Source organism: Erysipelatoclostridium sp. An15 (assembly GCF_002160675.1).
GTDB lineage: Bacteria > Bacillota_I > Bacilli_A > Erysipelotrichales > Coprobacillaceae > Thomasclavelia > Thomasclavelia merdavium.
In genome coordinates this window covers 1-22,462 of the sequence record NZ_NFLA01000045.1, presented here as the reverse complement: position 1 = coordinate 22,462, position 22,462 = coordinate 1, and the positions used below count along the sequence as shown (strand labels likewise).

The 22,462-nt window shown below is 33.2% G+C and carries 21 protein-coding genes and 1 other annotated feature; of the genes, 2 read left to right on the top strand and 19 right to left on the bottom strand.

Annotated features, from left to right (window positions below):
- Window positions 1-182: 182 nt before the first annotated feature.
- The 15 genes from B5E92_RS12215 to B5E92_RS12145 all read right to left on the bottom strand — a co-directional run bounded on the left by B5E92_RS12215 (window position 183) and on the right by B5E92_RS12145 (window position 18,227).
- Window positions 183-479 (bottom strand): hypothetical protein, encoded by a 297-nt coding sequence (locus B5E92_RS12215; RefSeq protein ID WP_087302593.1) that lies wholly within the window; start codon window positions 477-479, stop codon window positions 183-185.
- A 72-nt stretch (window positions 480-551) separates the two neighbouring features.
- Complete coding sequence (tuf, locus tag B5E92_RS12210; RefSeq protein WP_087302591.1) at window positions 552-1,736, bottom strand: elongation factor Tu; 1,185 nt, start codon at window positions 1,734-1,736, stop codon at window positions 552-554.
- Window positions 1,737-1,821: 85 nt separating this feature from the next.
- Entirely contained in the window at window positions 1,822-3,897 is a 2,076-nt protein-coding gene (gene fusA / locus B5E92_RS12205) for an elongation factor G (RefSeq protein ID WP_087302588.1), read from the bottom strand.
- Window positions 3,898-3,929: 32 nt separating this feature from the next.
- Window positions 3,930-4,400 carry a 30S ribosomal protein S7 gene (gene rpsG, locus B5E92_RS12200; RefSeq protein ID WP_087302586.1) on the bottom strand — a complete coding sequence of 157 codons (471 nt, stop codon included), beginning with the start codon at window positions 4,398-4,400 and terminating at the stop codon, window positions 3,930-3,932.
- 27 nt (window positions 4,401-4,427) lie between these two features.
- On the bottom strand, window positions 4,428-4,841 hold the full coding sequence (gene rpsL / locus B5E92_RS12195; RefSeq protein WP_087302584.1) for a 30S ribosomal protein S12: 414 nt from the start codon (window positions 4,839-4,841) through the stop codon (window positions 4,428-4,430).
- 203 nt (window positions 4,842-5,044) lie between these two features.
- Entirely contained in the window at window positions 5,045-8,716 is a 3,672-nt protein-coding gene (rpoC, locus tag B5E92_RS12190; protein ID WP_087302582.1) for a DNA-directed RNA polymerase subunit beta', read from the bottom strand.
- 11 nt (window positions 8,717-8,727) lie between these two features.
- Entirely contained in the window at window positions 8,728-12,393 is a 3,666-nt protein-coding gene (locus B5E92_RS12185) for a DNA-directed RNA polymerase subunit beta (RefSeq protein WP_087302580.1), read from the bottom strand.
- 160 nt (window positions 12,394-12,553) lie between these two features.
- Window positions 12,554-13,147 carry a class I SAM-dependent methyltransferase gene (locus B5E92_RS12180; protein WP_087302597.1) on the bottom strand — a complete coding sequence of 198 codons (594 nt, stop codon included), beginning with the start codon at window positions 13,145-13,147 and terminating at the stop codon, window positions 12,554-12,556.
- A gap of 51 nt (window positions 13,148-13,198) precedes the next feature.
- A complete protein-coding gene (gene rplL, locus B5E92_RS12175; protein ID WP_087302578.1) occupies window positions 13,199-13,570 on the bottom strand; it encodes a 50S ribosomal protein L7/L12 in 372 nt (123 codons plus the stop codon).
- A gap of 33 nt (window positions 13,571-13,603) precedes the next feature.
- A complete protein-coding gene (rplJ, locus tag B5E92_RS12170) occupies window positions 13,604-14,191 on the bottom strand; it encodes a 50S ribosomal protein L10 (protein ID WP_087302576.1) in 588 nt (195 codons plus the stop codon).
- 40 nt (window positions 14,192-14,231) lie between these two features.
- Window positions 14,232-14,357: a sequence feature (ribosomal protein L10 leader region), on the bottom strand.
- Window positions 14,358-14,369: 12 nt separating this feature from the next.
- On the bottom strand, window positions 14,370-15,056 hold the full coding sequence (gene rplA, locus B5E92_RS12165; RefSeq protein ID WP_087302574.1) for a 50S ribosomal protein L1: 687 nt from the start codon (window positions 15,054-15,056) through the stop codon (window positions 14,370-14,372).
- A gap of 70 nt (window positions 15,057-15,126) precedes the next feature.
- Window positions 15,127-15,543: a 50S ribosomal protein L11 gene (gene rplK / locus B5E92_RS12160; RefSeq protein WP_087302572.1), complete on the bottom strand. Its 417-nt coding sequence runs from the start codon at window positions 15,541-15,543 to the stop codon at window positions 15,127-15,129.
- 185 nt (window positions 15,544-15,728) lie between these two features.
- On the bottom strand, window positions 15,729-16,112 hold the full coding sequence (locus B5E92_RS12155) for a desulfoferrodoxin family protein (protein WP_087302570.1): 384 nt from the start codon (window positions 16,110-16,112) through the stop codon (window positions 15,729-15,731).
- A gap of 171 nt (window positions 16,113-16,283) precedes the next feature.
- Window positions 16,284-17,027, bottom strand: a complete 744-nt coding sequence (gene tpiA / locus B5E92_RS12150; RefSeq protein ID WP_087302568.1) for a triose-phosphate isomerase — start codon at window positions 17,025-17,027, stop codon at window positions 16,284-16,286.
- A 15-nt stretch (window positions 17,028-17,042) separates the two neighbouring features.
- Window positions 17,043-18,227 carry a phosphoglycerate kinase gene (locus B5E92_RS12145; RefSeq protein WP_087302566.1) on the bottom strand — a complete coding sequence of 395 codons (1,185 nt, stop codon included), beginning with the start codon at window positions 18,225-18,227 and terminating at the stop codon, window positions 17,043-17,045.
- Between the two features lie 84 nt (window positions 18,228-18,311).
- On the opposite strand from B5E92_RS12145, the gene B5E92_RS12140 reads away from it, so the two are divergent.
- Complete coding sequence (locus tag B5E92_RS12140; RefSeq protein WP_087302564.1) at window positions 18,312-18,623, top strand: rhodanese-like domain-containing protein; 312 nt, start codon at window positions 18,312-18,314, stop codon at window positions 18,621-18,623.
- Window positions 18,624-18,665: 42 nt separating this feature from the next.
- Here B5E92_RS12140 and B5E92_RS12135 read toward each other — a convergent pair whose 3' ends face one another.
- The 4 genes from B5E92_RS12135 to B5E92_RS12120 form a co-directional block, all read right to left on the bottom strand.
- On the bottom strand, window positions 18,666-19,520 hold the full coding sequence (locus B5E92_RS12135; protein WP_087302562.1) for a YitT family protein: 855 nt from the start codon (window positions 19,518-19,520) through the stop codon (window positions 18,666-18,668).
- A gap of 120 nt (window positions 19,521-19,640) precedes the next feature.
- On the bottom strand, window positions 19,641-20,531 hold the full coding sequence (locus tag B5E92_RS12130) for a PHP domain-containing protein (RefSeq protein ID WP_087302559.1): 891 nt from the start codon (window positions 20,529-20,531) through the stop codon (window positions 19,641-19,643).
- Entirely contained in the window at window positions 20,524-21,513 is a 990-nt protein-coding gene (locus B5E92_RS12125) for an ROK family protein (RefSeq protein WP_087302557.1), read from the bottom strand. Before B5E92_RS12125 ends, B5E92_RS12130 begins: the two co-directional genes overlap by 8 nt.
- A 118-nt stretch (window positions 21,514-21,631) precedes the next feature.
- Window positions 21,632-21,751, bottom strand: coding sequence for an LPXTG cell wall anchor domain-containing protein (locus tag B5E92_RS12120; protein WP_087302595.1), 120 nt, complete (start codon window positions 21,749-21,751; stop codon window positions 21,632-21,634).
- A gap of 239 nt (window positions 21,752-21,990) precedes the next feature.
- Here B5E92_RS12120 and B5E92_RS12115 point away from each other — a divergent pair.
- Window positions 21,991-22,462, top strand: a 472-nt coding sequence (locus B5E92_RS12115) for a hypothetical protein (protein ID WP_143357587.1), incomplete at its 3' end; no start/stop codon positions are given.

Sequence of the window (22,462 nt, the reverse complement as noted above, 5' to 3'; positions counted from 1 at the left end):
ACCTCGCTCCTTCTCTCGAGTGCCCTATTAATCTACCACATCCTCTTTACTTTGTAAATACCTTTTTTTACTTTTTTTATCCCTTCCCGCTTTTTCTCCCTTTTTATCACTCTTTTTCCTTGTCATTTTTTTATTAATATCTTACATTTTAATAATATAACCAACATTTCTAACAATATACTTTATCTTCGATATCTTTCTTTATACAATTTTTTCTCTCTATTTTCCTTAATGCTCCATATTGCAATTATTAATATTAAATAAAAAATTCCAAGTATAATTGAACCTCTAATAAAAAAACTAATTAAATACATCATTTCAAAAACTAAAAACAAACAAATAAAAGCTATTATTTCAATTTTTAAACACGTATTTTCTGTTCCTTTTTTCAACATTACTTCTTTACGATAAGGTAATCTTTTACTTATCGCTAAATAAATAGCATAAATTAAACATCCTATCCCTAATAAATTTTCCATCTTTATCCCTCCAATTATCTATTTATATTATAAACAAAAAAAGGGAATCAATAAAGATTCCCTAATTAAATACTATTCAATAATTTCAGAGATATTTCCAGAACCTACAGTTCTACCACCTTCACGGATTGAGAATTTAGTTCCTTTTTCAATTGCGATTGGAGCAATTAATTCTACTGTTAATTCTACGTTATCTCCAGGCATAACCATTTCTACACCTTCTGGTAATTCGATTACACCAGTAACGTCAGTAGTTCTGAAATAGAATTGTGGTCTGTAGTTAGCGAAGAAAGGAGTATGACGTCCACCTTCATCTTTACTCAATACGTAAACTTGACATTTGAATTTTTTGTGTGGATGTACTGATCCTGGTTTAGCTAATACTTGTCCACGTTGGATTTGATCACGGTTGATACCTCTTAATAATACCCCTACGTTATCTCCTGATTCAGCGTAATCTAATAATTTACGGAACATTTCGATACCTGTAGCAACAGTATTTTGAGTTTCATGTAAACCAACGATTTCTAATGGGTCATTTAATTTTAATTGTCCACGTTCAACACGTCCAGTAGCAACAGTTCCACGTCCAGTGATAGTGAATACGTCTTCAACTGGCATTAAGAATGGTTTATCTGTATCTCTTTCTGGAGTTGGGATATAAGTGTCAACAGCATCCATTAATTCATGAATAGCTGGTACCCATTTTGGATCTCCTTCTAATGCTTTTAATGCAGATCCACGGATAACTGGTGTATCATCACCTGGGAAGTCATATTCATTTAATAATTCACGAACTTCCATTTCTACTAAGTCTAATAATTCTTCGTCATCAACCATATCACATTTATTTAAGAATACGATAATGTATGGTACACCTACTTGACGAGATAATAAGATGTGTTCTCTTGTTTGAGGCATTGGACCATCAGTAGCAGCAACTACTAAGATAGCACCGTCCATTTGAGCAGCCCCAGTGATCATGTTTTTAATGTAGTCAGCATGACCTGGACAGTCTACGTGTGCATAGTGACGAGTAGCTGTTTGATATTCAACGTGTGCAGTATTGATTGTAATACCACGTTCTTTTTCTTCTGGTGCAGCATCGATTGAAGCATAGTCCATTGCTTGTGCTTGCCCATCTTTAGCTAATACAGTTGTAATAGCTGCAGTTAAAGTTGTTTTACCATGGTCAACGTGACCAATAGTACCAATATTTACATGCGCTTTAGAGCGGTCAAATTTTTCCTTAGCCATTTAAGCTTTCCTCCTAGTTTATATTTTTGTACATATACATTCTAATTTATTTAGTTGAAAAAATCAATAAGATTTTAACACGACATTAGTTATTTCCGCCGTTTTTCTTAATAATTTCTTCTTTAATTGATTTAGGTACTGGTTCATAACGATCGAAGATCATTGTGTAGTTTCCACGACCTTGAGTGAATGATCTTAAATCAGTAGCATATCCGAACATTTCTGATAAAGGTACACTTGCTTGTACAGTAATAGCATTACCTCTTTCTTCTTGTCCTTCGATCATACCACGACGAGAAGATACATCTCCCATTACACTACCTAAATATTCAGCTGGTGCTGTTACTTCTACAGCCATGATTGGTTCCAAGATTACTGGATCACATTTTTTACCAGCTTCTTTTAATGCTAAACTTGCAGCAACTTTATATGCCATTTCTGATGAATCGACATCATGGTAAGAACCATCGAATAATGTTGCTTTAATATCTAATACTGGATAACCAGCAATCATACCGTTTTCAAGAGCGTCTTCTAACCCAGCTTTTACTGAACCGATATATTCTCTAGGTACTGCCCCTCCAACGATAGCATCAACGAATTCAAATCCTTTACCTTCATTAGGTTCAAATTTGATCCATACGTGACCGTATTGTCCACGACCACCTGATTGTCTTACATACTTACCTTCACAATCAGCAGCTTTCTTGATTGTTTCACGATAAGCAACTTGTGGTGCACCTACATTAGCTTCAACTTTAAATTCTCTTTTTAAACGGTCTACGATTACATCAAGATGTAATTCACCCATACCAGCGATAACAGTATCACCAGTTTCTGGATTTGTATAAGTTCTAAAAGTAGGATCTTCTTCAGCTAATTTAGATAAACCGTTAGCTAATTTATCTTGATCTTGCTTAGTTTTTGGTTCAATTGCAAGTTCAATAACTGGTTCAGGGAATTCCATTTTTTCAAGAATTACGAAATTCTTTTCATCACAGATAGTATCCCCAGTTGTTGTGTTTTTAAAACCAACAGCTGCAGCGATATCTCCAGCATATACAGTTGAGATTTCATTACGCTTATTAGCGTGCATTTGTAGGATACGTCCTAAACGTTCTTTTTTGTTTTTAGTTGAGTTTAATACATAAGAACCAGAATTGATAGTTCCTGAATAAACTCTGAAGAATGTTAATCTACCAACGAATGGGTCAGCCATGATTTTGAAAGCCAATGCTGAAAATGGTTCTTCATCAGAAGCATGTCTTTCAATTTCATTACCATCTTCATCAATACCTTTGATTGATGGAATATCAGTTGGTGCTGGTAAATAATCAATAACTGCATCCAACATTGGTTGAACACCTTTATCTTTATATGCAGAACCACATAATACTGGGAATAATTCTACTGCTAATACACCTTTACGGATTGCAGCTTTGATTTCTTCTTCAGTTGGTTCTTCACCTTCTAATACCTTCATTAATAAATCATCATCATAAGATGCAGCAGAATCTAACATCTTTTCACGATATTCATTAGCTTGATCTACATATTCTGCAGGGATATCTTTGTAAACAACGTTTTCACCTTTATCCCCTTCAAAATATACAGCTTTCATTTTAATTAAGTCGATGACACCTTCAAAAGTATCTTCAGCTCCAATTGGTAATTGGATTGCAACACCATGAACACCTAATCTTTTTTCTAAAGATTCTAATGACATGATGAAATCTGCACCTGTAGCATCCATTTTATTACAGAATACGATACGAGGTACACCATAAGTAGTTGCTTGACGCCAAACTGTTTCAGTTTGAGGTTCAACCCCAGCTTTTGAATCTAATACAGTTACAGCACCATCAAGAACTCTAAGTGAACGTTCAACTTCAACAGTAAAGTCTACGTGACCTGGAGTATCGATAATATTTACACGATATCCATTCCATTGAGCAGTTGTTGCTGCAGAAGTGATTGTAATACCACGCTCTTGTTCTTGTTCCATCCAGTCCATTTGAGAAGCACCTTCATGAGTTTCCCCAATTTTATGGATTTTACCAGTGTAATATAGAACACGTTCAGTTGTTGTAGTTTTACCTGCATCAATGTGAGCCATGATTCCGATATTACGAGTTTTCTCTAATGAGAATTCACGAGCCATAGTTTTTCTCCTTTCTTATTAATTGTTGGATATTACCAACGGAAATGAGCAAATGCTTTATTAGCTTCTGCCATTTTATGAGTATCTTCTTTCTTCTTAACAGAAGCACCTGTTCCGTTAGAAGCATCAATAATTTCATTAGCTAGACGATCAATCATTGTATTTTCGTTTCTTAAACGAGAATAGTTAACTAACCATCTTAATCCTAAAGTCATTCTTCTTTCTCCAGAAACTTCTACTGGTACTTGGTAGTTAGCTCCACCAATACGTCTAACTTTAAGTTCAAGAACTGGCATAATGTTATTGATTGCTTGATCAAAAACTTCCATTGCTGGATTTCCAGTTTTTTCTTCAACTTTTTTAAATGCTTCGTATAAGATGTTTTGAGCAACACCTTTTTTACCATCAAGCATAATGTTGTTGATTAATTTAGTAACAGTTTTAGAATTGTATACTGGATCTGGTAGAACGTCTCTTTTTGCAACACGACCTTTTCTTGCCATTTATATTTCCTCCTATACTTGATTTAATTAAGATTTTGGTTTCTTAGCACCATATCTAGAACGACCTTGTTTACGGTTGTTTACCCCAGCACAGTCCATAGTACCACGAACGATGTGATAACGAACCCCTGGTAAGTCCTTAACACGGCCACCACGAATCAAAACAACACTATGTTCTTGTAAGTTATGTCCAATTCCTGGAATATATGCAGTTACTTCCATACCATTAGATAATCTAACACGGGCATATTTACGTAATGCTGAGTTAGGTTTCTTAGGTGTCATAGTAGCAACACGTGTACAAACCCCACGTTTTTGAGGTGAATTAGTAATTGTTGGTTTTTTAGCCAATGAATTATAACCTCTGTTTAACGCTGGTGATTTTGATTTTGATATTTTGTCAGTACGACCCTGTCTTACTAATTGGTTAATAGTAGGCATTCATTTTCTCCTTTCATAATTTTTTAACACACAATACCGGGTGTTTCATAATTTTCAATAAACAATGCGTCCTGAAGCGGACACCGTAGTAATATTAAAATATTTATTGTCAGATGTCAATCTTTTTTTAAGAAAAAATCACTTTTTTTCACTATTTTTTTATTTTTTTACATTTTAAACTTAGTGTACAAAAACAAGCAGGATTAACCTGCTTGTTCCATATTAAATTCTTGCATATTTTGATCACCATCAAGATTATCATCAAAAGAATCTTGAGCATCTAAAGCTTCTTGAGCTTCTCTTTCAAGAGTTTCAGGTGATTTTAAAGGTCCACGCAATCCTGTTCCTGCTGGTATTAATTTACCAATCAAGACATTTTCTTTTAGACCACGTAAATGATCTTTTTTACCTTTGATAGCTGCATCAGTTAAAATCTTAGTAGTTTCCTGGAATGACGCTGCAGATAAGAAAGATTCAGTTTCTAACGCTGCTTTAGTAATACCAAGTAATACTGGACGAGCTACAGCAGGATGCTTACCTTCTTTTAATACTTCTTTATTTAATTCAGTGAAAGTGTTGATATTGATATTTGTTCCTGGTAGACAACCAGTTTCTCCACCTTCAATAATTTTCATCTTACGTAACATTTGTTTAACGATAATTTCAATATGCTTATCAGAAATTTCGATACCTTGAATACGATATACCTTTTGAACTTCCTTGATAATATAATTTTCAACCGCTTCAACATCAGCTACTGATAATAATTCTTTAGGGTCAATTGATCCAGCAGTAATCTTATCACCAATATTTACCTTATCACCGACTTCAACACGGATTTTAGCACCATAAGGAGCTAAATAACTACGTGTTTCTAAATCATTAGTAACAACAACTTCCATTCTTCCGTTGTTATCGATCATATTAGTAACTTCACCTTCGATTTCACTAATGATTGATTTAGCTTTTGGATTACGAGCTTCAAATAACTCTTGAATACGTGGTAACCCTTGAGTGATATCGGCTCCACCGGCAACCCCACCATCATGGAATGTACGCATTGTTAACTGTGTACCTGGTTCACCGATAGATTGAGCAGCCATAATTCCTACTGCTTCTCCTAATTCAACAACGCTTCCTGTTGCTAAATTACGACCATAACATTTACGACAGATTCCGCCTTTAGCAATACATCCTAAAACAGAGCGGATTTCTACTTCTTTAATACCTGCATTAACGATTTCATCAGCTAATGCTTCATTAATTAACTCTCCACCAGGAACAATTACTTCTCTAGTTTCTGGGTTAATAACATCTTTTTGAGCAAAACGTCCCACTAAACGGTCACGTAATGGTACGATAACAGATTGATCATCATTATTATATAATTCAGTAACAATGAAACCACGATCTGTTCCACAATCGTCTTCAGAAATAATTACTTCTTGTGCTACGTCAACTAAACGTCTTGTTAAGTAACCAGAATCGGCCGTTTTTAACGCTGTATCGGTAGAACCTTTACGGGCACCATGGGTAGAAATAAAGAATTCTGATGCTGTTAAACCTTCTCTAAATGAAGATTTAATAGGCAACTCAATTGTTTCCCCTTTTGGATTTGACATCAAACCACGCATACCTACTAGCTGAGTGAAGTTTGAAAGTGATCCACGGGCACCAGAGTCAGACATGATGAAGATTGGATTTCGACTGTCAGCTTCGAATTCTTGACGTACGACTTCTTGTACCTCATCTTTGACATCAGTCCATAATTTAATTACGTTTTGATATCTTTCTGATTCAGTTAATTTACCTTTGTTATAGAACTTTTTAATTTGTTCAAGTTTTTCATCAGCATATTCAAAGATTTCATATTTAGCTTCAGGTACTTGGATATCGTATACAGATACAGTTGTACCAGCGATAGTTGAATAATAGAAACCTTGATCTTTCAATTTATCAAGCATTAAACTAGTATCAGACATTGCTTCATGTTTGAATACTTCATCGATAATCTTACCTAATGATTTTTTATTTAATGGCTTAATAATTGGCTGATTTTTAATGTGTTCCTTGATGTCTGTTCCCATTGGTACAAAGTATTTATCTGGTGTAGCAGTTAAGTTTTCGCTACTTGGATCATTAATAAATGGGAATTTACCATCAAAAATGTCATTAAAGAAAATTTTTCCTACAGTTGTAATTAAATAAGATTCATTTTGTTCTTTAGTAAAAGTTTTATTTTTTAAAGAACCAGCCTGAATTGCAACACGAGTATGCAAGTCAACAGTTTTAGCAAAATATGCATGATCTACTTCGTTACGATCAGCAAAAACAGTACCTTCACCAATACCACCTTCATCTTCAAGAGTTAGATAATAGTTACCTAATACCATGTCCTGAGAAGGAGTAACGATTGGTTTACCATCTTTTGGCCCTAAGATATTGTTTGAACCTAACATTAATTGACGAGCTTCTTGAATAGCTTCTTCACCTAATGGTACATGGACCGCCATTTGGTCACCATCGAAGTCAGCGTTGAACGCTGGTGTAACCAATGGATGTAGACGAATTGCACGTCCTTCAACTAATTTTGGTTCGAATGCTTGAATACCTAAACGGTGCAATGTTGGGGCACGGTTTAGTAATACTGGATGCTGTTTGATTACTTCTTCAACAATTGGCCAGATACGATCATCCATTTTATCGATCAATCTTTCTGCCGCTTTAATATTTGTTGCTAATTCATCACGAACTAATCCGTTAATTACAAACGGTTTAAATAAGTTTAATGCCATTTCACGAGGAATACCGCATTGATACATCTTTAAGTCTGGTCCAACCGCGATTACTGAACGTCCTGAATAGTCAACACGTTTACCTAATAAGTTTTGACGGAAACGACCTTGTTTTCCTTTTAATGTATGGCTTAAAGATTTTAATGCTCTTCCACCAGCACCGGTAATTGGTTTAGAACGTCTACCATTATCAATTAAAGCATCTACTGCTTCTTGAAGCATTCTCTTTTCATTTTGAACAATGATAGATGGTGTTCCTAATTCTAATAATTTTTTCAAACGGTTATTACGAGTAATAACACGACGATATAAGTCATTTAAATCAGAAGTTGCAAATCTTCCACCATCTAATTGTAACATTGGACGTAAATCAGGTGGAATAACTGGTAATGCTTCTAAGATCATCCATTCTGGTTGATTATCTGATGTTCTAAAAGCATTGATTGCTTCTAATCGTTTTAATAATTTAGTTCTTCTTTGACCTTGAGCTTCTTTTAATTCTTTGCTTACTTTTGCAAATTCTTCTTCAAGATCAACTTGTTTTAATAATGTTTGAATTGCTTCAGCACCAATTTGGGCTTCGAATGTATTCCCAAATTGTTCATAACATTTACGATAGTCTCTTTCTGACAATACTTGTTTGTACTCTAATGGTGTACTTCCTTTATCAATAACAACATAAGAAACGAAGTAAATAATTTCTTCTAGTTGTTTAGGTGACATATCTAAAATTAAGCCCATACGTGAAGGAATTCCTTTTAAATACCAGATATGAGCAATTGGTGTTGCTAACTCAATATGTCCCATTCTTTCACGACGTACTGCTGATTTAGTTACTTCAACACCACAACGATCACAAACTACACCTTTATAACGTACTTTTTTGTATTTTCCACAGCTACATTCCCAATCCTTAGAAGGACCGAAAATTCTTTCACAGAATAATCCATCCTTCTCTGGTTTTTGAGAACGATAGTTGATTGTTTCTGGTTTTTTTACTTCACCATAAGACCATTCGCGAATCTTTTCAGGGGATGCTAATCCAATTTGAATTGCTGAGAAATTATTTGTGCTTGCCATCTTTTTTCCTCCTATAATGATTCACTTTCATCAAAGTCTTCATCAATATCATTTAAACTAATATCAATATCACTATCATCAGCATCTTCAGAAACTTCTAATTCTTCGACTTCTTCATCATCAGTTACTGATTTATCTGCTGTATCAATTACTTCATCTTTGTCAATACTGCGTGGGAAACGACGTTCCTCTTCTTCAATATTGCGCATATCAATTTCATTATCATTTTCGTCTAATAAACGAACATCTAAAGCTAAAGCTTGTAATTCTTTTTTCAATACTCTAAATGATTCTGGTAAACCTGGTTCTGGAAGTGGTTGACCTTTAACAATTGCTTCATAAGTTTTAACACGACCTACAACATCATCAGATTTAACTGTTAAGATTTCTCTTAATGTGTAAGCTGCACCATAAGCTTCAAGAGCCCAAACTTCCATTTCCCCAAATCTTTGTCCACCATTTTGAGCTTTACCACCTAATGGCTGTTGAGTTACTAATGAGTAAGGTCCTACTGAACGAGCATGTAACTTATCATCAACCATGTGAGCTAATTTAATCATATACATGATTCCAACAGAAATGTTGTTATCATAATATTCTCCAGTTTGACCAGAAATTACTGGCTGTTTACCATCTTTTGACATTCCTGCTTCAGCCATAATATCTTCTAAATCTTTAGGATGTAATCCATCAAATGCTGGAGTTGCAATATATAAACCTAATTGACGAGCAGCATATCCTAAATGTAATTCCAATACTTGCCCGATATTCATACGAGAAGGTACCCCTAATGGGTTTAACATGATATCTAATGGTGTACCATCTTCTAAGTGTGGCATATCTTCAATTGGTAAGATCTTAGAGATGACCCCTTTATTACCATGACGTCCGGCCATCTTGTCACCTTCAGAAATCTTTCTCTTTTGAACGATATATACTTTTACAACCTTATTAACTCCTGGTTGTAATTCATCACCATTTTTTCTTTCAAACACTTTAATATCATGAACAATACCGGCCCCACCATGAGGAACACGTAATGAGTTATCTTTAACTTCACGTGATTTTTCACCGAAGATTGCAAGTAAAAGTTTTTCTTCAGCTGATAATTCTGCTTGTCCTTTTGGAGTTACTTTACCTACTAAGATATCCCCTTCTTTAACTTCAGCACCAATCATGATAATACCATCACTATTTAGATTTTTACGTGCTTCATCACCAACGTTAGGAATATCACGAGTGATTTCTTCTGGACCTAATTTAGTATCACGACATTCAATTGAATATTCATCAATGTGAATAGAAGTATAAACATCATCTTTAACTAATCTTTCTGACATAATAACGGCATCTTCGTAGTTATATCCATTCCATTCCATGAAACCAACTAATACGTTTTGTCCTAACGCAAGCTCACCTTGTTCCATTGCTGGTCCATCAGCGATAATTTGCCCTTTAACAATCTCTTCACCAGTTTCAACGATTGGTTTTTGGTTGATACAAGTTCCGTTATTAGAAATTTTGAATTTAGCCAGACGATAACGATGTTCTACACCTTCCTCGTCTTCAATAATTACTTTTTTAGCATCAACATATTTAACAACACCATTTTCATGAGCAACAACAGCAGCTCCAGAATCTCTAGCAGCTTGATATTCCATACCAGTTCCAACAAATGGTGTATGTGGATTTAATAAAGGTACTGCTTGACGTTGCATGTTGGCACCCATCAAGGCACGAGTAGCATCGTCGTTTTCCAAGAATGGAATACATGATGTTGCTACTGATACGATTTGTTTTGGTGAAATATCGATAAAGTCAACTTCTTCGCGTTTAGCCATGATATTTTCACCTAAGTGACGAGCAATTACTTGTTCGTCTAAAATAGTTCCATTTTCATCTGTTTGAACATTTGCTTGCGCAATGACATAATTCTTTTCTTCATCTGCAGTTAAATAACGAACATCATCTTCATCAATAACGCAATGATTTACTTTACGATATGGTGTTTCAATGAATCCATATTCGTTGATTTTAGCATAAGATGCTAAAGTTGAAATCAACCCGATGTTTGGACCTTCAGGTGTTTCGATTGGACAAATTCTTCCATAGTGAGATGCGTGTACGTCACGGACTTCATAACCAGCACGATCACGACTTAAACCACCTGGACCTAAAGCAGATAAACGACGTTTATTTGTAAGCTCTGCTAATGGATTGATTTGATCCATGAATTGTGATAACTGTGATGATGAGAAAAATTCTTTAATCGCAGCTGTTAATGGTCGAATATTAGTAAGTGATTGTGGTGTAATTGAATCAACTTCTGATAACGACATTCTTTCTTTTACTACACGTTCCATTCTTGATAAACCAATTCTAAATTGATTTTGAATTAATTCACCTACTGAACGAACACGACGGTTACCTAAATGATCAATATCGTCTAATAATCCAATTCTTGCCATTAAGTTAACACGATCTTCTGCAGTTAAGTCTAATGAGTTGTAAATATCAACTAAATTAAACATATATGAATATGCAGCAATCATATCTGAAATAGTTACAAATTTACTTGTTAAAGATAAATCTGTACCAATAACACGCATTTTTTTAGATTTTGTTTCATCTACATATACATCCAATACTTGGATGACATCATTTGATTCTAATCGTGGATTGGTGGTTAATTTACGTGTATGCGCTCCAGCTTCTAAAACCGGTTTAATTTTATCAATGACTTCTTGAGTAATTAACGTACCTTCTGGATATACTACATTACCATCGTTGTCCACTAAATCCTGTGCTAAAACACGGCCAGCAATACGGTCTAATAAACTTAGTTTTTTACCGAATTTGAAACGTCCAGCTTTAGCTAAATCATAACGTTTGCAATCAAAGAAACGTGTATATAAAAGGTTATTTGCACCTTCTAATGTAGCTGGTTCTCCAGGTCTTAGCTTGTTATAAATCTCAATTAAAGCCTCTTCAGTATTAGTAGTGTTATCTTTTGCAAGAGTATTAGTAATATATTCATGTTCACCAAAAACATCAATAATTTCTTCATTGCTTGAAAGTCCTAATGCTCTTAATAATACTGTTCCAGGCATTTTTCTATTACGGTCAATTCTTACATTTAATGTGTCTTTAGCATCAGTTTCAAATTCTAGCCAAGTACCTCTAGAAGGGATGATACTGCCACTAAATACAGTTTTTCCACTTTTGTCTAAAACGTCTGCAAAATAAGCACCAGGTGAACGTACTAATTGTGATACAATAACACGTTCAGCCCCGTTGATAATAAAAGTACCAGAATCAGTCATTAATGGGAAATCACCCATAAAAACTTCTTGCTCTTTTATCTCACCAGTGCTAGAATTAACTAATCGTAAAGATGCACGAATCGGTGCTGCATAATTGGCATCACGATCCTTACTCTCTTCTACTGAATATTTTGCTTCATCAAAAGTGCAATCTACAAATTCTAATGATAAAGTTTCATTAAAATTAGTGATTGGGTAGATATCTTCAAAAACTTCTTTAATTCCAACTTCCTTAAACCATTTGTATGAATTGGTTTGAATCTCAACAAGATTTGGAAGTTCTAAAGATCCACTAATTCTCGAATAATTACGACGAGTAATTTTACTTTTTGCTTTGGTTACTTTGTTTTCCACGTATTAACTCCACCCCTTTATATTTCTCTATCAAGATGTTTTTGAGCGCACAAAAACGCTTTATTATAAACACTAATAGGCATTTTATAACTCTATCACAAGGTTATTTTAAAGTCAATAAATTTTCTTAAAAAAATATAAAAAAACTATTGACAAATTATTATTTGTTAATAGCCTTTAAAATATAATAACCTTTATCACGTTTAACGATTTCAACATTCCCAAAAACTTTTTCTAAATTCTTTTTAGCAGAGGGTGCTCCCTGCTTTTTTTGAATCACAACCCAAATTTCACCATTTTCATTTAAATGATCTTTAGCTTCCACTAATATTTTAGTAACTACCTCTTTGCCAGCTCTTATTGGTGGATTAGTAACAATAACATCATATTGATCACTTACATTTTCATATACATCACTTAAATACACATTAGCTTCTAGCTTATTAGCCTTCAAATTTTCTTTAACTAAATCCAGGGCACGATTATTTACATCAACCATATCTACTTCTAAAAAAGGATACACCTTTTTTAAAGAAATACCAAATGTTCCATAACCACAACCAACATCTAATAGTTTAACCTTACTTTCATCTAACTCAATTGCATTTAGTAATACTCGTGATCCATAATCAATCATTTTTTTAGAAAAAACACCATTATCACTAGTAAAATATAAATCATGATCTCGATAGTGAAAAACAAATTGTTCCGGATTGCTTATTAATTCTTCATTATTAGTATAGTAATGTTTCATAATTATTAAGACAAAAGAGCCCATAAGGGCTCTTTATTCTGTTAAGTTAAATTATTTAACTTCTACAGTTGCTCCAGCAGCTTCTAATTTTTCTTTAATTTCTGCTCCTTCAGCAGCAGGAATGTTTTCTTTAATTACAGAAGGTGCTTTGTCAACTAAACCTTTAGCATCAACTAATCCAAGACCAGTGATTTCTCTAACTGCTTTGATAACAGCTACTTTAGTTCCACCTGGAGCAGTTAATGTTACAGTAACATTAGCTGGTTCAGCAGAAGCTTCATCAGCTCCAGCAGCAGCTACAGCAACTGGTGCAGCAGCAGTTACATCAAATTTTTCTTCAATTGCTTTTACTAAGTCATTTAATTCTAAGATTGTAGCTTCTTCTAAGTAAGCTAAAATATCTTCATGTGTTAATTTTGCCATCTTTATTTATCCTCCATTTTTATACTAAGCAGACTATTCAGCTGCTTCTTCTTTAGTTTCTTCTTTAGCTTCTACAGCTTCTTCAGTTGCTTCAGCAGTTTCTTCTTTAGCTTCTACAGCTCCACCGTTTTCTTCTTTTGCATCAGCAACAGCTTTGATTGCTCTTGCTACTTTGCTTACTGGTTCTTTTAACATAGCAAGTAACATAGAGTACATACCTTCACGGTTAGGTAATTTAGCGATTTCGTTAACTTCATCAAGAGTTAATAATTTACCTTCAACTACAGCACCTTTGATAACTAATGCTTCGTGTTCTTTAGCAAATTTAGCGATAACTCTTGCAGGAGCTACAGCATCGCTGTTTCCAAATGCAAGGGCATTTGGTCCTGTCAATTGATCATTTAGTCCTTCATATACTGTATCTACAGTAGCTCTTTGAACTAAAGAGTTTTTGTAAACTTTTAATTCGCTATCTTCAGCTTTTAAGTTTTTACGTAATTCAGTCATTTCAGCAACTGATAAACCACGATATTCAACTACAACTGCAGATTGAGCTGCTTGTAATTTAGTATTGATTTCTTCAACTAAAGTACTTTTTGCTTTAATAGCTTCTGTTGACATTGTTACACCTCCTGTAATTTTTTAATATATATGCAACAATATACTCAAACTAAAACTCCCGTTTACACGAGAGTTAAGTCAATATACTAGTAATATATTTCTTTAACACCTCGGTAACAAATTAAGGTTTCCCAGTTACTGTCTTGGGTATATTGATTGCGCTAATTTAATTTGTTGACTACTTACCAGCAGCAACTTTGACACTTGGTCCCATTGTTGATGTTAAGGCGATATTTTTCATATAAACACCTTTTGAAGTAGATGGTTTGATTTTTACTAATAAATCATAAACCGCATTAAAGTTTTCTACTAATTGAGCATCATCGAATGAAACACGTCCGATTGTCATATGGACATTTCCTTCTTTATCTGTACGATATGTAACTTTACCAGCTTTAGTTTCTTTAACTGCTTTAGCTACATCCATAGTTACAGTTCCAGTTTTAGGGTTAGGCATTAAACCTTTAGGTCCTAAGATACGTCCTAATTTCCCTAATTCAGCCATCATATCAGGAGTAGCGATCATTACTTCGAAATCTAACCATCCTTTTTTGATGTCTTCTAAAATTTCTTTACCACCAACTACGTCAGCTCCAGCATCTTTTGCTTCTTGAGCTTTAGCTCCTTCAGTTACAACTAATACTTTTTTAGTTTTACCAGTTCCGTGTGGTAATACTAAAGCCCCACGTAATTGTTGGTTAGCTTGACGAGGGTCAACCCCTAATTTAAATGCAACATCTACAGCTGCATCAAATTTTACTGTGCTTGTCTTTTTTACTAATTCAACTGCTTCTTCAACTGAATATGCTTTACCTTTTTCAATTAATTTAGCAGCTTCTTGATATCTTTTACTTTTCTTTGCCATTATTTTTCCTCCTTAGTGGTCTAACGGATTATCCTTCCACAAATGACGATTAATATTTATTAATCTTAAATTAAATACCTTCTACTTCGACACCCATGTTACGAGCTGTACCAGCGATGATTCTCATTGCTGATTCAAGATCGTTAGCGTTTAAGTCAGGCATTTTGTATTCAGCGATTTCTTTTAATTTATCTGCTGATAATGTAGCAACTTTAGTAGTTCCAGCGTTGCTTGAACCTTTTTGGATTCCGCAAGCTTTTTTAATCATTTCAGCTGCTGGTGCAGTTTTTAATACAAAATCAAAATCTTTATCTTCGTAAATAGTTAAAACAACAGGTACTGTTTCACCCATACGATCTCTTGTTTGGTCATTAAATGCATTACAGAATTTAGGCATTTGAATTCCTGCTCCGGCTAAAGCTGGACCTGGTTTTGCTCCTCCAGCTGGGAACTGAATCTTCATGACTCTTACAACTTTTTTACTCACGCGACATTCCTCCTATATATAAATTTGTCCGTGCTGTGGTCAAATGGACATAGTCCTTCCACGCATAGTAACACATATTGCGTCAACTACGAATTATACATTATTATTCGATAAATGCAATACTTTTTTTATAATTTTTTTCATTAATTTTTAAATATAAAAAAACCTCCAAGTCATATGGAGGTTTATAACTCAACTTCTGCTTTCCACAATCCATGAAGATTACAATATTCATAAACTGTAGCTTTACCTTTTTTACCAGCAATATTAAAGCGAGCCTCAGGTTTGTCTTCAGGTGTCAATGTAACTTTCATTGCACTTCCATCGCTAAATTCAACCCAAATATTACTAATTAAATGTTCTGGTGTCATTGGATGTAAAACTTCACCAACTGTTGCCACTAAATAATCACCTTCAACTTTGACAACTGGTACATGTTTTTCAACTGCCGCATCCACTTCGCCAGCTTTAACTTCAACCATTGGTTTACCACAGCACATTAGAGGCACACCATGATCTTCTACCATTTCAACCACATTGCCACAAATTGGGCATTTTAATAATTTCATTTTGAAAACCTCCTTATTAAGTTTATTTATCCCTTGCACCTTGATTATAGCATAGATAAATAGTAATCGTTACTAATATGCTTTATATTTTTCATTTTATATTATTTCCATTTTATTTACCAATAATCATAAAAAAGAAGACTTTAAAACAAGCCTTCTTTAATAGTTTTATTAACCTAAATTTTCAATCATTGCAATATATGAATCTGGTTGAAGTGAAGCTCCACCAACTAAAGCACCATCAATATCAGGTTGTTCTAGTAAAGTTTTTAATCCTTCAGGTTTTACAGATCCACCATATTGAATTCTGATTGCATCTGCTACTTCTTGATCATATAAATCAGCAATTACGCTACGGATATATGCACAAACATCTTGAGCAATTTCATTAGTAGCAGTTTTACCAGTTCCAATAGCCCAAACTGGTTCATAAGCAATTACGCTACGAGATGCACATTTTGGACATACATCTTTGAAAGCAGCTACTGTTTGTTTTTTAACAACATCTTTAGTAGTTCCTGCTTCATATTCTTCTAAAGTTTCACCAACACATACGATTGGAGTCATATCATTTTTTAATACTTGAAGCATTTTAGCGTTAACTGTTTCATCAGTTTCACCGAAATATTGTCTTCTTTCAGAGTGTCCAAGAATTACCCATTCAACTCCGATTTCTTTTAACATTTCAACGCTAACTTCTCCAGTATAAGCACCACTATCTTTAAAGTGGCAGTTTTCAGCAGCAACTAATAAGTTTTTAGCTTCTGCTTTTGCAGTTTGTAGAGCTAAATATGGAGTTGCAATTCCCCAATCAGCACTGTCACTAACTTTTCCATCAACCGCTTCTACGAATGCTTTAGTATCAGCGATTGTTTTATTCATTTTCCAGTTTCCTACAATAATTGGTTTTCTCATTATTATTTCCCCTTATTATTTATCATCAATTGCAGCAATACCAGGAAGTACTTTACCTTCCATATATTCTAATGAAGCTCCTCCACCAGTTGAGATATGAGAAACTTTATCAGCATATCCAAGTTGCATTACTGCAGCAGCACTATCGCCACCACCGATAATAGTATTAGCACCATCTAAGTTAGCTAAAGCTTCACAAACTTCAATTGTTCCTTTAGCAAATGGTTCCATTTCGAATACACCCATTGGTCCATTCCAGATAACTGTTTTAGCACCTTGTAATGCAGCTTTAATGTTTTCAACTGATTTAGGTCCAATATCTAATCCCATATATCCTTCAGGGATGTCACCTTCAACTACTTTAATATCACCTTCAGGTGCAAATGCAGTATTTACAACTGAATCAACTGGTAATAATAATTTGTCTCCAGCTTTTGCAAGAATATCTTTAGCTACTTGGATACGATCTTCTTCAACTAAAGAGTTTCCAATTTTATATCCTTGAGCAGCAGCGAATGTATAACTCATTCCACCACCAACGATAACTTTGTCAGCGATTTTTAATAAGTTTTCGATAACTAAGATTTTATCAGAAACTTTTGCACCACCTAAAATTGCAACCATTGGTCTTTCAGGATCATTTACAGCTTTTCCGATATAAGCAATTTCTTTTTCTACTAAGAATCCAGCTGCACTTGGTAAATGAGCAGGAATTCCTGCAGTAGAAGCATGAGCTCTATGTACAGAACCGAATGCATCTTCAACAAATACATCACCTAATGAAGCCCAGTATTTTCCAAGTTCAGGATCATTTTTAGATTCTCCAGCTTCATAACGAGTATTTTGTACTAAAATTACAGAACCTTCATCAGCATTTTTGATTGCATCTTCTAACACTGGTCCTCTTGTAGCATTAACGAAAGTAACAGGTTTTCCTAAATGTTTTTCTAAACAAGGAGCAACAACTGCTAAATCATTTTTAGCTTTATCTTCTTCTGTTTTAACTTTTCCTAAGTGTGAGAATAATACAATACATTTTGGATTTTGTTCTAATAGATAATTAATAGTAGGTAAAGCAGCTACTACACGATTATCATTAGTAATTTCTCCAGTTTTTTTGTTTCTAGGTACATTGAAGTCAACACGGCATAAAACAACTTTTCCAGTGACTTCGATATCTTTGATTGTTTTCTTATCCATATTCAACATTCCTCCATGGCTGAATTATACCATTCTTAAGCATTGTTTTCAATTAGTTTCATACATTATAATGAGGTGAAAGTGATGAAAATCAACCATTTAATTAGTATCAATATGCTACCAGAATTACTTAAACACGATTATCTATTCATCGATTTAAGAGAGCCTTATCAATATAAACAACTCCACCTAACAAAATTCGTCAATATCCCTTACCAGGACTTTACAATCGATAAACTTGACTGTCCTAAAAATAAACCAATTTTTTTAATTTGTTATAGCGGTAAACGATCATCTGACTTAGCATTAAAACTAATATCCTTAGGCTATCAGGCTTATAGTTTTGACGGCGGTTTTTATGCCATCGAGCATCCTATTGATTCTAGCTACTATTAAAAAAAGACTAACCGATGGTTAGCCTTTTTATCTAATTATATTCTATAACGGTTCATTATAAAAACGACCTACATATTTTTCTGATTTAGACACATTAATAATTACGTGAGGATCGACTTCCTTCATAGCCATAATCACATCATCAACTTCATAACTTGAAACAATCGCTGTAAGCAAAGAAACCGGTTTATTTGAATAACCTCCAACACCATCTAATACAGTAATTCCATGATGAAATTTTTTACAATACACAGAAACTATGTCATCTTTACATTTTGTATAAATATGCAACATTACTCGCTTATAACGAGTATGGAAATTTGATACTGTTTTAGTTGAAATAAACTGGAATAAAATTGAATAACCAGCTGCTTCAAAACCAAAAATAAAACCAAAAATTATCAATAACATTGCATTAAATACAAAGACCTGATTCCATATTTCACGACCGCTTTTATTAGAGATATATAATGCAATAAAATCTGTTCCCCCACTAGAAGCATTTCCTTTTAAAGCTACCGTAATACTAATCCCAAATAAAAAGCCACCAAAAATTACATTTAATATTGTATCATCAAATAATGGATACGTTGGCATTAACGGTAAAAAAAGTGATGTTAATATAACTTGTAATAATGAAAAAAATACAAATCGTTTAGAAATTTTCTTAGCACAAAATAATGCCACCGGTACATTTAAACATAACAGTCCAATTGAAGTTGGTAAACTTCCCCCTAATAATTCAGCAATCATATCAGCCATAATGGCAACTCCCATAAATCCACCGGATAAAGTTCCAGCCGGACGGACTAAATTTTTTGTTGCAAAAGCCATAATCAATGCTGATAAGATAACCGCAAAAAAACTAATGATATTCTTTTTCTTTCGTATATCCATTTTCACTACCCTCTTTTTCCGCCTCGATTATAGCATAACAATTGTACTAATTAAAGAACAATTTTATTATTTTTTTGTAAAGATAAAACAGCTTGCACCCAAGCTGCTTGTCATCATTTTTTAAATTAAATTATACTCTTTTAACTGTTCTTCAATATCATGTTCATCTATGTTGCAGCGACACTCACCAAGTTCAATAGCCGGTTTTGTTTTACCATGAAAATCGCTGCCACAAGTAATTAAAAGATCATGTTTTTTACCTGCATCATAGAAATAATTTACTGTCTCTAAACTATGATAATTACTAAATGCTTCTACCCCTTCAACACCTAATGCAACCATTTCATCAAAAACTTCAAATTGTCCTTTTAAATTATTACCCGGATGAGCTAAAACAACAGTTCCACCATGCTTTTTAATTAAATCAATGGTTTCTTTTAAACTAGGATAAATAATCTTGGTATAACATGGTTTACCTTGACTATAATAATCCCAATAAAAATTAACATATGGATTATCACTACGAGCGCCACCTTCACGATATGGTTTTAATAATGGGTGTTCTTGATAACGAGGATCATTTAATAATACTTCTCCAAACATTTCACCAGTATAAACACCATTAGCACTTAATTTATTTAAAGCTTCTTCATCAACTTCAAAACCTAATTTGTTTGTTAAAAGTATTTTTTCTTTCGAACATTTTAATTCTTGATCTAAAACATTTTGTTCTAGACGTTTAAAATCTTCATGATGATAATCAATACCATAACCTAATACATGAAGATTGATTCCATTATAGGTACAATCAATTTCTGTTGCACTGATATATTTGATATCATATTTTTTAGCTGCTTCTTTAGCTTCATCAATTGCTTTTACACTATTATGATCAGCAATAGCCATAATTTTAATCCCAGAGCGATGACACATTTCAACTAATTCACTAGGTGTAAACTCACCATCATCGCTATATTTTGAATGCATATGTAAATCTATATATTTATCCATTAGTCTGCTCCTTTTTTATATTATCTATTATCTTTTCAATCCCTAATACATATAACCCTTCATAAATTAAACTATCAAAATCTTCAACAAAAACTATTTGCGGCCAATGCTCTTTTGGTAAATAATTTTCCATTCCATCACCCGAAAAATCTTCTAATACATCACTACTAATACCAACAATTTCCGGATTTACAACACAACATAAACTAACAAGCTGATTTAAAAGTAAATTGTCTGGTGCCTTCTTTAACATTTCTGTTTGTTGCAAATGAGTGAAAAACGGTAAATACGATAATTCACCGGCAAAATTTGAGAACCCTTTACAAAGCTGATGATTAATTATCATACTACAGCCAATATACTTAACTTTAGGCTGATACATAAACGCTAGATTATTACATTGTGGATATTGACGACTAAAACCAATACCAGCTATATTTACATCATTTTCAATAATTATTGATAATTGATATCTATCTTTTAATAAGCCACCTAAATCTCTTTGAGCCAATTCTTCAAAATCACAAATATTAATCATTCCATTATTACTTACACCTGGAATACTTATTACTAAACTATCAAAGTGTTTCTTTTTTAAAAGCAAATCAATTGCCCGTACCAGTTCATTATAATCACCTTTAGTCCCGGTTAACCGAATATCACCTAAACATTTTCCTAGTAAATTATATATTCTACCAGCATAATAATAATTTATATGATCTCTTTTTAAGAGCATAACACCTAAACTTTGATAATCAGCATTTAACACATATTGTTTTGATTTTCGACCACCAGTAGACTGAGCTTTACCATCAAGTAATATTTCATTATTTTGAAGTAAATATTGTAAAATATTAGTAGTAGCCGCTAATGATAACCCAGTTTTTTGAGCTAGTTTATTTTTAGTCCAAATTTCACCATCATAAAAACATTGCCTGATTTGATGAATGTTATCTTCTTTTAAGTCAGTTATTTTAGTCACTACCTCACCTCTTTTAAACTTTCGTCACGTTATAACGAAAGTATCTAAAGTTATTATAACTTATTTATAAATATTGTAAAGAAATAAAAATCATCTGCCTAAATTACAGATGATTATATTATTTATTCTTCTTTTTCTTATAAATGATAAAACCAGCAATTACTACCACTGCAACAACCATTAATATTACATATGGCATAATGTTAGTACTATCACCAGTCATCACTGCCCTATCCATCATTCCATTCCTCCAATACATCTTCATTATACGCCTTATCTTTTATTTTAGCTACCTATTTATAAATCTAATAAATTAATATTTAGTTATTAATACTTTATAAATATGTATTATCATACACAAATAAAGACTAATTATTACATATAATACACATTTTATTACATTTTTAACCATTTATTTTTAAAAAAATGTATAATTTAATTACTTATACGATAAATTAACGGGGCAGGGAGAACTTAATGAATATTAATAATTTTTCTTTACTTTTAAAACAATATATTCACGAAAGCCAATATAATGTAGTAACTATTTCTAAACTAACTGGCATACCAAGAACTACTATTCAAAAATATATGTCAGGCATTCAAATGCCAGCTAGTTATGGGCCTGTTGAAAAAATAATTAAATTTTTATCTTTATCAATACAACAAAAAAACGAACTAAAAAAAGCGTATTTCATTGAAAAAGTAGGTTATTCAAAACAACAAAAATTAATTAAATTAAAATCAATTCTTAATTTATTAAATGACTTTTCATCCAAAGCTACAAATTACAATATTCATTACAACTTCCAGAAAACAAATAATTTTGCTAAAAATCCTGAAGAATTGAAATTAATGGTTCATTTTATTTTAGAAGATGCTCTTAAAACTACCAAAAAAGTTCAAATACTCATGAATAGTGATAATGATTTATCTGATATTATATACT

What these genes read in the sequence shown, in the direction of transcription:
- B5E92_RS12215 (WP_087302593.1), bottom strand. Translation starts at nt 479, where the DNA reads ATGGAAAATTTATTAGGGATAGGATGTTTAATTTATGCTATTTATTTA.
- tuf (WP_087302591.1), bottom strand. Translation starts at nt 1,736, where the DNA reads ATGGCTAAGGAAAAATTTGACCGCTCTAAAGCGCATGTAAATATTGGT.
- fusA (WP_087302588.1), bottom strand. Translation starts at nt 3,897, where the DNA reads ATGGCTCGTGAATTCTCATTAGAGAAAACTCGTAATATCGGAATCATG.
- rpsG (WP_087302586.1), bottom strand. Translation starts at nt 4,400, where the DNA reads ATGGCAAGAAAAGGTCGTGTTGCAAAAAGAGACGTTCTACCAGATCCA.
- rpsL (WP_087302584.1), bottom strand. Translation starts at nt 4,841, where the DNA reads ATGCCTACTATTAACCAATTAGTAAGACAGGGTCGTACTGACAAAATA.
- rpoC (WP_087302582.1), bottom strand. Translation starts at nt 8,716, where the DNA reads ATGGCAAGCACAAATAATTTCTCAGCAATTCAAATTGGATTAGCATCC.
- B5E92_RS12180 (WP_087302597.1), bottom strand. Translation starts at nt 13,147, where the DNA reads ATGAAACATTACTATACTAATAATGAAGAATTAATAAGCAATCCGGAA.
- rplL (WP_087302578.1), bottom strand. Translation starts at nt 13,570, where the DNA reads ATGGCAAAATTAACACATGAAGATATTTTAGCTTACTTAGAAGAAGCT.
- rplJ (WP_087302576.1), bottom strand. Translation starts at nt 14,191, where the DNA reads ATGTCAACAGAAGCTATTAAAGCAAAAAGTACTTTAGTTGAAGAAATC.
- rplA (WP_087302574.1), bottom strand. Translation starts at nt 15,056, where the DNA reads ATGGCAAAGAAAAGTAAAAGATATCAAGAAGCTGCTAAATTAATTGAA.
- B5E92_RS12155 (WP_087302570.1), bottom strand. Translation starts at nt 16,112, where the DNA reads ATGAAATTATTAAAATGCCCAATTTGTGGCAATGTGGTTGAAATGGTA.
- tpiA (WP_087302568.1), bottom strand. Translation starts at nt 17,027, where the DNA reads ATGAGAAAACCAATTATTGTAGGAAACTGGAAAATGAATAAAACAATC.
- B5E92_RS12145 (WP_087302566.1), bottom strand. Translation starts at nt 18,227, where the DNA reads ATGGATAAGAAAACAATCAAAGATATCGAAGTCACTGGAAAAGTTGTT.
- B5E92_RS12140 (WP_087302564.1), top strand. Translation starts at nt 18,312, where the DNA reads ATGAAAATCAACCATTTAATTAGTATCAATATGCTACCAGAATTACTT.
- B5E92_RS12135 (WP_087302562.1), bottom strand. Translation starts at nt 19,520, where the DNA reads ATGGATATACGAAAGAAAAAGAATATCATTAGTTTTTTTGCGGTTATC.
- B5E92_RS12130 (WP_087302559.1), bottom strand. Translation starts at nt 20,531, where the DNA reads ATGGATAAATATATAGATTTACATATGCATTCAAAATATAGCGATGAT.
- B5E92_RS12120 (WP_087302595.1), bottom strand. Translation starts at nt 21,751, where the DNA reads ATGGATAGGGCAGTGATGACTGGTGATAGTACTAACATTATGCCATAT.